Annotated in this window: 5 protein-coding genes and 1 pseudogene; all 6 read right to left on the bottom strand. The window is 61.9% G+C overall.

What is annotated here, in order from left to right; translation table 11 throughout:
* Positions 1-633, bottom strand: a 633-nt coding sequence (locus LJE91_14470) for a nucleotidyl transferase AbiEii/AbiGii toxin family protein (protein MCG6869884.1), incomplete at its 3' end; no start/stop codon positions are given.
* The gene (locus LJE91_14465) at positions 626-1,243 is read right to left on the bottom strand and encodes a type IV toxin-antitoxin system AbiEi family antitoxin domain-containing protein (protein ID MCG6869883.1); all 618 of its coding nucleotides are present in this window, start codon (positions 1,241-1,243) and stop codon (positions 626-628) included. The genes LJE91_14470 and LJE91_14465, both read right to left, overlap by 8 nt.
* A 241-nt stretch (positions 1,244-1,484) precedes the next feature.
* Positions 1,485-1,792 (bottom strand): annotated as a pseudogene (locus LJE91_14460) (recombinase family protein).
* 5 nt (positions 1,793-1,797) lie between these two features.
* The gene (locus LJE91_14455) at positions 1,798-2,574 is read right to left on the bottom strand and encodes a hypothetical protein (GenBank protein MCG6869882.1); all 777 of its coding nucleotides are present in this window, start codon (positions 2,572-2,574) and stop codon (positions 1,798-1,800) included.
* Positions 2,568-3,551 carry a hypothetical protein gene (locus LJE91_14450; GenBank protein MCG6869881.1) on the bottom strand — a complete coding sequence of 328 codons (984 nt, stop codon included), beginning with the start codon at positions 3,549-3,551 and terminating at the stop codon, positions 2,568-2,570. Before LJE91_14450 ends, LJE91_14455 begins: the two co-directional genes overlap by 7 nt.
* Positions 3,552-3,639: 88 nt before the next feature.
* Positions 3,640-4,212 (bottom strand): hypothetical protein (locus tag LJE91_14445; GenBank protein MCG6869880.1); only part of this gene is annotated, 573 nt, incomplete at its 5' end.

The raw sequence follows: 4,212 nt of genomic DNA, 5'->3' as shown, positions 1-4,212 counted from the left end.
ATCGAAAAGAAACGATTGGCTGAGGAGCCAAACGTCGTAGAAATCTTTCATTCGGCTGTTCGCGCGTCCCAGCGCAACCATGGCCTGGAACTTCTCTGCAATCATCGTTTCCCGGGCATAGGCCCGCAGGCGCGGTGTCGGAAGGTCCAGCATGGATGGATAGTCAATGACCTCGGCGCCCGGTTCCAACGCGTCTCCGAATCCAACGTCGACCCTCACGGCAATACGGGCGCCACTGATCGACGCGGTCGTGCGCAGCCGTAGTCCGCCGTACTCGAGTTCCTCCCGGATCTGGTCCACACGAAGTGCATCCAAATCGAACTCGACGCCATCGTCGACATCTGCAGCGAGGATATCCTTGAACGCTGCGACCATCGCATCCTGGCTTGGATCACCGAATCCCAACAGGTCTAGATCACGAGTAGCGCGGTGTGGATCCGTGAACCAGCTCGTCAACAGCATTGCGCCCTTGAGCACGAATCGGTCGGCATAGGCAGACATGCTGAGACGGTAAAGCAGGCGTTCGAGCGCGTAGCGGGTGAGTATCAGTTCGAAGCTCTGACCCGTTTCTCGGGAGAGATTCTGCAGGCGGGCCCGAACGGAGGCGCCGATGTTTCTGATCACTTTAGGCATTGGCGGTCAGCGCCTCGAGATACGGCCTGATGACCGTCGACACCCCGCCCTTCTCGGCTTGACGAGAAATTTCCGCGGGGGTTGCCTTGCGTTGCCTCAGCGACTCCTGAAGCCCTTCGATTGCGACGGATAGACCCACCTTGCCGCGATGCCGGAAGCAATCCGCCACCGTCTTGGCCACTCCAAAGACTTTGACGGGCACACCTTCGATCGCGTGCGTCTCAAAGCCCTCTCTCAGCAGACTGTCTGTGAAGCGCACAACGCGAATGGGCGCGCCGTTGCACTGCGGTGCCCAGTCCTTGGGCCCGATCGCCATCCAGACTTTTGGGGGCAGTTGGTCCGTTAGACCGTGGAACGCCAGAGCCGAGACGAGACACACGACGCCCTTGGGCACCCGCTTCGCGGCCTCCGCCAGGCTGTGGTTAGGGTCCAGGTCGGCGTCTGGCAGCTGATAGACGCCCCGCGACAGGCGGATGACCTCACCGGCCCGCTCCATACGACTCATCGTCGCAGCCGTCACGCCGGCCTCGCGCAGTTCGACCAGGCGCATAATCCCTCGCTCCCTCAGAAGAGCCTGAGCCAGCTCACGCTGCGATCGCGGTTTCCCCATTGATACAAATACCCGATGTGTGGACCCTATGTTCCTAGGATTTGTATCATCTATCCGTGCGGCGCGCCACCCTCGTGAACTCTTGCAGGCCAGGACCGAGCGGCGTTGAGAACCCGGGAGCAATCTGTCTGGCTAAATCCGTCAGTCCACCTCGCGGGCAGGAATCTTCAGAGTGGGGTTGATCGGGTATCGTGACAGAGAAGCAGGACACCACGCAGGTACCGGTCAGAAGTCAACAGCCGTGGCGTTCGAACACCTCGATCATGCGCGAGAAGTCGGTGAGCGATCGCGTCAGGCGATCGATCTTGTAGACCACCACAATGTCGAGCTTGCCAGCCTCGATGTCGGCGAGCAGCCGCTGCAGTGCCGGGCGGTCCATGTGACCACCCGAGTAGGCGGGATCATCGTAGTCATCGTGGAGCGGTATATACCCCTCAGCGCGTTGGCTCACGATGTAGGCATGGCCGGCGTCGGCTGGGCGTCGATAGAGTTGTACTCCTGCTCGAGCCCCTCCTCCGTGGACTTGCGGGTATAGACGGCGCAGAGCACCGTGATCACGTCACCCGACCTCGATTCAATCCGTAGGCCCGCGCGATTCGTTCGGCAATCTCGGCAACGCTGCTGTTGATCCCAAGGGACTTCGGATCAATCGTGCGATCCGCTTCGATGCCATCGAGAAAGTGATTCAGATCCTGCTCGATCCTTGGCGCGACCTCGATGCGAACGTCCGGCGCGAGCAGCTGCGACAGACGCAGCACGTCGTTGGCGTGCTTGCGGACGTTCTTGCTGTCCACAGGTTCGCCCTTGGCCTGGCGCTCGCCGAGGTCCAACCACGCGCTGGCCTTGAGCGGAATCAGCCTGTCCTCGCCGACCCACGGCAATCCATCAACTTCCTTGTGACCTGCAAGGATGAATTCGTAATATGCGTCATCGAGCAAGATGGCGGACAGACTTGCAGCGGCCTCGTCGATCGGGATCGGCGTGAGGTGACTGCCTTCGGCGAGGTTAACTCCTTCGGGAGCCCTACAGAACAACTCCAGCATGACAGGGAAGCGCTCGTCGGCTGGCTTCTGGAATCGGTAGAACACGGGCTTCCCGGTGTCGCTGGCCTGCCGGATTTCGTAGCCGCCCGCTTCGACGAAGCCCCAGAACACTTCGCCGAATGACGGGCTGAGCGCTTCGATGTGCAGGACGATGTCCAGGTCCTTTGTGGCACGAAACTCGAGCCCCGCCTCTTCCATCGCAAGAGTCGCGGCCGTGCCGCCGATCAGCACGAACTGATCGGCGTGGCCGGCGAAGTATTCGCGAAAGACATCGAGTCCTCTCACCACGGAAACCGCCCCTTCAGTTCATCGAGTGCGAGTTGAACACGCTCGTCGGTGTTGCCCTGCAGGCTGAGCGTCAAGGAAAGTGGATCGACGGTTTCGCTGTTCGGGACGAGTGCGGGGTTGTAGTGCCAGAGCTCCCATTCGCAGGCGCCCGGCAGCGGCTCAGGCAGGGTCTCGATGCCGGCCTTCGTCACTGTCTTCCACTGCGCCGGGCTGACGGCATAGATCGGCCACTGCGGCTCGGAAAGCATCGAATATCGCGCCAGAGCGCTCAACCCTGCCAGTCTCACGTGGGGTGGCTTCCACTTGGGAGCGGGGCGGGCCCAGAATCGGCGCTTGATCGGGCTGCGCAACAATGGCTTCGCTCGCTCCCACGTCTCCGCGGCAGTGCCCTCGGTGTGCAGCCATCGCGCCCTCCCCTCGGTGCGCAATGTCGCAATGCCGGCGGCCGTGAGCTCCTTGACGGCCCGGGACAGGGTCATCGCGGTGTAGCCCAGCTCGCTGACCACCTCGGCGGGCTGCCACTCGGCGCGCCACGGCTTTCGCAGCAGGACGGTAATCAGCATCGCCTGCGTCGCCGGGCTGAGTGCAGTGTCCGGAGCGGTGGGCGGCTTGCGAAAGTACTCGCGCAAGTCGATCCCGAGATCCGGCAGATAGAGCTGGTTGCCCGGCACCAGGAACGGTACCTTCTGCTCGATCAGGCGCTTGCGCTCGTAGGACGCGAGGGTGCCGGTCACGTAGACCACCGGCATCCCAGCCAGTTGGCGCAGCTTGTCCATCTGGCCTCGGACGTTGGCCAAGCCCGGCTTGTCGGGCCGCTTGTCGATCGCCAGGAGAATCTGCCGATCCAGCAGCTTCAGTTCCCGGACCTCGAAGGCGTCCTGCAGAAAGTAAGGCAGCTTGCCGGCACCCGGCCACACTCGAACCCTGGGGGCGATTCCCAAGGTTTCATGCAGATACGCGCAAACGGCGGCGTCCACGGCACGTTCTGGGGCGGCTTTACATAACATGACAAAAGCACGATAACACGAGTAATGTTATCGTGCAATATGACGTTACCATAAACGCCTACGAAAGCTCCGAGCCCGGCCGGGAAGCAATTGCCGCCTTCAAACTGCTCGGGTAGTCATCGCGTCTCGTGTCATTATGCCTCACCACCGCATGCACCTCGATCCGTCGCTGGCGATGCGCTGCGATCTGCAACGCACCCTCCGGCGTGAACGTGCCGGCACGGGCACGCGTGATCAGACCGCGGAGATAGGCCAGCGGGGTTGTGTGGATGACGTTGGCCCGGATGCGCGCAGCCAGTTCATCGAGGAGTTGCTGCGCGAGGTCTGCGGGAAGGCCGGCGAGCTTCTTGCAGGCCTCCTCCCGTTCAGCCGCCGACAAGGTCTTGGGGTATTCCAGGTCAGATAATTCCCCACCACTACACTCTACGGAACTGAGTACGACCGCCGCGGTTGTCGTACCCTGTGGTGGTGGTGATTCCTTGTGGGTTCCTATGGTGGTTCCTGGTATGTCACCGCTGTCAGGGGGACCCTCGCACCCCTGACCGGGGGTAGTGTCACGGGCGTCAGGGACCGGTGACAATTTGTCACCCCCTTCCAGCAGCAACCGATACCGGTTTGAGCTACAGGAGCC

The organism is Gammaproteobacteria bacterium (assembly GCA_022340215.1).
Classification (GTDB): domain Bacteria; phylum Pseudomonadota; class Gammaproteobacteria; order JAJDOJ01; family JAJDOJ01; genus JAJDOJ01.
The sequence above is the reverse complement of the archived record's forward strand: the minus strand, read 5'-3'. Positions and strand labels throughout refer to the sequence as shown.

Coding starts and splice junctions, on each gene's coding strand:
- LJE91_14465 (MCG6869883.1), bottom strand. CDS start 1,243: ATGGGGAAACCGCGATCGCAGCGTGAGCTGGCTCAGGCTCTTCTGAGG.